We start from the raw sequence: 3,602 nt of genomic DNA on the forward strand, positions 1-3,602 counted from the left end.
GCCAACCACCGCCGCATCGGCGACACTGTCATGGTCGAGCAACGCTTCCTCCACCTCGGTGGGCATGACGTTGAACCCGCCGGTGACGATGATCTCTTTGATCCGGTCCACGATGGTGACATAGGAGTCGGCATCGACCCGGACGATGTCCCCGGTCTTGAACCAGCCGTCGGAACTCAGGACAGCCCGCGTGTCCTCATCGTTCCGCCAATAACCCTGGAACACCTGCGGTCCGCGGATGAGGAGTTCGCCGGGCTCTCCGGGCGCACGCTCACTACCGGCATCCTCGGGGTCCACGACCCGGATTTCCGTATTGGGGAACGGCACCCCAACGGTTCCGGGCTTACGCGTGGGGCCAATTGGATTGCCGAGCGAGATGGGCGAGGTCTCGGTGAGCCCGTACCCCTCCACCAGGTATCCACCGGTTACCGACTCCCACAACTCGATGGTCGCCAGCGGCAGATTCATTGCGCCGGAGATCGCGAAGCGAATGCTCTTCAGACTGACCCCACGTTCCACGGCGCGCTTCGCAAGAGGCTCATAGATCGGTGGAACAGCGGGCAGGAAGGTGGGCGGGTGGGTTTTCGCCGCGTCCAGCACCAGGTCTTCATCGAACTTGGGGAAAAGGACCAACCGGGCCCCAATGCTCATGGCAAACGTCAGACAGAGGGTGAGCCCGTAGGCGTGGAACATTGGCAGGACGGCGTAAATGACTTCCTTCCCGTCATCCAGGCCTGGCACCCATGCCCGTCCCTGCGCCGCATTGACGAGTAGGTTCCGGTGGGTGAGCACCGCCCCCTTGGGGTGCCCGGTGGTGCCACTGGTGTATTGCAGCACCGCAATGTCGGTGGCCACGGGCCCCGGATGGGTTACGTCCAGCCGCTTGTTTTTCACCAGGTCGTCCCACCGGGTGACGCTTCGACTGCCGGAGAGCTTCGCGGTGGTGGTCAACGCCTTGCGTGAGTCCTTGGCCTTCCGGATGGGAAGCCTCAGCGCTGCCCGTTTCGCGAACGGCATGGCCCGCGTCAGGTCGACGGTCACAATGGTGGTGACGTGGACGTCTGCGGGCAGATCCTGCACCCGCTGCGCTGCCTTGTCCCAAACAATTGCCAGCCGTGCGCCGTGGTCCTCGAACTGGTGCCGCAACTCGCGGTCGGTGTAGAGGGGGTTATGCTCCACGACAATGGCGCCGAGCCGCAGGACAGCATAGAACGCCACCACATGCTGGGGACAGTTTGGCAGCACCAGCGCCACCCGGTCTCCCGCTACGACACCCAGCCGATGCAGGCCTTCGGCCGCGCGCTGGATCTCCTCACCGAGCTGGCGGTAGGTCGTCTCGGCTCCGAAGAACTCAAGGGCGACCTTCTTGCCGTAGTTACGTGCGGATTCCTCAACGAGGTTGACGAGGGAGCCGTCGGGGATGGCGACGGCGGCGGGCACACCCGGGCCGTAGTTTTGTACCCATGGGGCAGTTGAATCAAAAGTCATCAGTCTACTTCCTGTCTTGGCCTGTTGAACTCTATCCTGATTCGCCGGGCGGTCGCTCACTGTCCGACAGCTTTTTTCCTCACTCATGCAGCGACTGGAACAGGACAGCGTAGATGCCAGCGGCACCCACCGCGACCACCACCACGGTAGTCCAGAGCACCGCAGTCACATCTGCTTTCAACACACCACTCCTGACCCCCTTGAGGTTCCGGCGATACCGGAGCCGTTGGCTCAGGTAGATTCCCAGCGCCGCAGCGAGTGAGGTGCCGGTGAGGATCATCGCAAACCAACCGTGCTCCGGCAGCCATCGCACAAAGAGCACACCGCAGATCACCAGCGCCAGCAGGGTCCTCCCCCAGGCAAGTGAGGTGCGTTCCGGCGGCAGGCCGGTGTCGACGGGGTGGTCGCGGTTCATCGGGAGCCTGTCAGGCCGATCGGCTGTAGATCACGACCACGACCACCGCCGCCACTACCGTTGCGCCGAGCGCGAGCAGCGGGGCGAGGAGCGACAGGGGTAAGGGCCGCCCTTGGCGCATGGCCCGCTCGACGATCAACCATCTCCCACACGCTCCGGCGGCAAGCAGCATGGCCAATACCAACAGGAGAATCGCCAGGGCTTTGCGGATGACCGGATCGAACAACTCAGCGGTGAACGCTTCAATCGCTATGCCGCCAGCCAGCAACGCCAGGGACGTCCGGATCCAGGCCAGGAACGTCCGCTCGTTCGCCAGCGTGAACCGGGGATCGGGATCTGCTCCGCCCTGCAGCAGCCACTGGGTCAGTGATCCACGGCGGGGGGATTTATCTGCTGGGCTGGCCATGGTTTCATCCTAGCGAGGCTTACCTCCATCGGTGGTCGTCTGATGAGGCGCCCTCGGGCTAAGATTGACGCTGAGAAGGGGAGTAGCTCCCGCGTTCGTCCCGCACCAGCGGGGCTCGGCGCAGCGGCCTGTCGACATACTGGCCATCGAAGACGATGGCCCGGCAATCCACCGGTGACCTAGACCGGCGAGCGAGACCTTCGGCCGCTTTAACGACGGCCGGAGCCCCGTCACGGCACTGGTCGCTACAGACCAGGAGATCCCACGTGACACCACAGTCAGACCAGCCAGCCCCGGCAGATATTCGCCGCTGGCGCCAATACCTGGCCGACGAACGCGCCGAAGCCGCCACCTACCGCTATCTGGCGAGCCGCCGCGAGGGCGAGGAACAAGAAATTCTGCTCGCCCTGGCCAAGGCCGAAGGCAGACACGAGGCCCACTGGCTCTCACTCCTCGGGCCCGACGCCGGCAAGCCTGCGCGGCCTTCGTTCCGCAACCTGGTGCTGGGCTTCCTCGCCAGGCGGTTTGGCAGCGTCTTCGTGCTGGCCCTGGCGCAGCGTGCCGAAAGCAGGTCCCCCTACGCCGCGGACCCCACCGCCACCGACGCGATGGCTGCTGATGAACAGATCCATGAGGAAGTCATTCGGGGGCTTGCGACCCGGGGCCGCAACAGGCTATCGGGCAACTTCAGGGCCGCAGTGTTCGGGGCTAACGACGGACTGGTCAGCAACCTGGCCCTCGTCCTGGGTGTCGGCGCAACCGGTGTCTCCACCGGGTTTGTGTTGTTCAGCGGCGTCGCGGGCCTCCTCGCCGGAGCACTGTCCATGGGTGCCGGCGAGTACGTGTCCGTCCGGTCGCAGCGGGAGCTGCTCGCAGCGTCGCGGCCCACCCAGATCACGCTCACCGCCGCCAAGGAACTGGATATGGATGCCAACGAACTGGTGCTGGTCTACCGCGCCCGCGGCATGTCCCTGGAGGCGGCCGAGCATCGCGCCTCGGAACGGTTGGGGCTCCGTGACTGCGACTGTGATCCGAGTCTGTCCCTCCAGCCGGAAATCACTGGTGACCGCGACGCTCATGAACACATCGGCACTGGCCTGGGCGCGGCGGGTGCCAGCTTCTGCTTTTTCGCCTCGGGGGCCCTGATCCCCATCCTGCCGTACCTGTTCGGGCTGAGCGGGATGACGGCCGTCCTCGTCGCCTGCGTTCTGGTGGGACTCGCGCTGCTGGGAACGGGCGCCGTCGTCGGGCTTCTCTCCGGAGCGTCGCCACTGAAGCTGGCGTTACGGCAGG

General features: G+C 65.1%; 3 protein-coding genes and 1 pseudogene. 1 reads left to right on the top strand and 3 read right to left on the bottom strand.

The features are described 5' to 3' along the window. From K728_RS0106830 to K728_RS0106840, 3 genes are all read right to left on the bottom strand, one after another. Positions 1–1,488, bottom strand: a 1,488-nt coding sequence (locus K728_RS0106830) for a long-chain-fatty-acid--CoA ligase (protein WP_443110936.1), incomplete at its 3' end; no start/stop codon positions are given. 79 nt (positions 1,489–1,567) lie between these two features. Beyond that, entirely contained in the window at positions 1,568–1,903 is a 336-nt protein-coding gene (locus K728_RS0106835) for a DUF202 domain-containing protein (RefSeq protein ID WP_019483860.1), read from the bottom strand. Between the two features lie 10 nt (positions 1,904–1,913). After that, entirely contained in the window at positions 1,914–2,309 is a 396-nt protein-coding gene (locus K728_RS0106840; RefSeq protein ID WP_019483859.1) for a YidH family protein, read from the bottom strand. 302 nt (positions 2,310–2,611) lie between these two features. On the opposite strand from K728_RS0106840, the pseudogene K728_RS18695 reads away from it, so the two are divergent. Further along, positions 2,612–3,602 (top strand): annotated as a pseudogene (locus K728_RS18695) (VIT1/CCC1 transporter family protein); the annotation flags it as partial.

This window comes from Arthrobacter sp. CAL618, from assembly GCF_000468215.1.
Lineage (GTDB): Bacteria > Actinomycetota > Actinomycetes > Actinomycetales > Micrococcaceae > Arthrobacter_D.

Coding starts and splice junctions, on each gene's coding strand:
- K728_RS0106835 (WP_019483860.1), bottom strand. CDS start 1,903: ATGAACCGCGACCACCCCGTCGACACCGGCCTGCCGCCGGAACGCACC.
- K728_RS0106840 (WP_019483859.1), bottom strand. CDS start 2,309: ATGGCCAGCCCAGCAGATAAATCCCCCCGCCGTGGATCACTGACCCAG.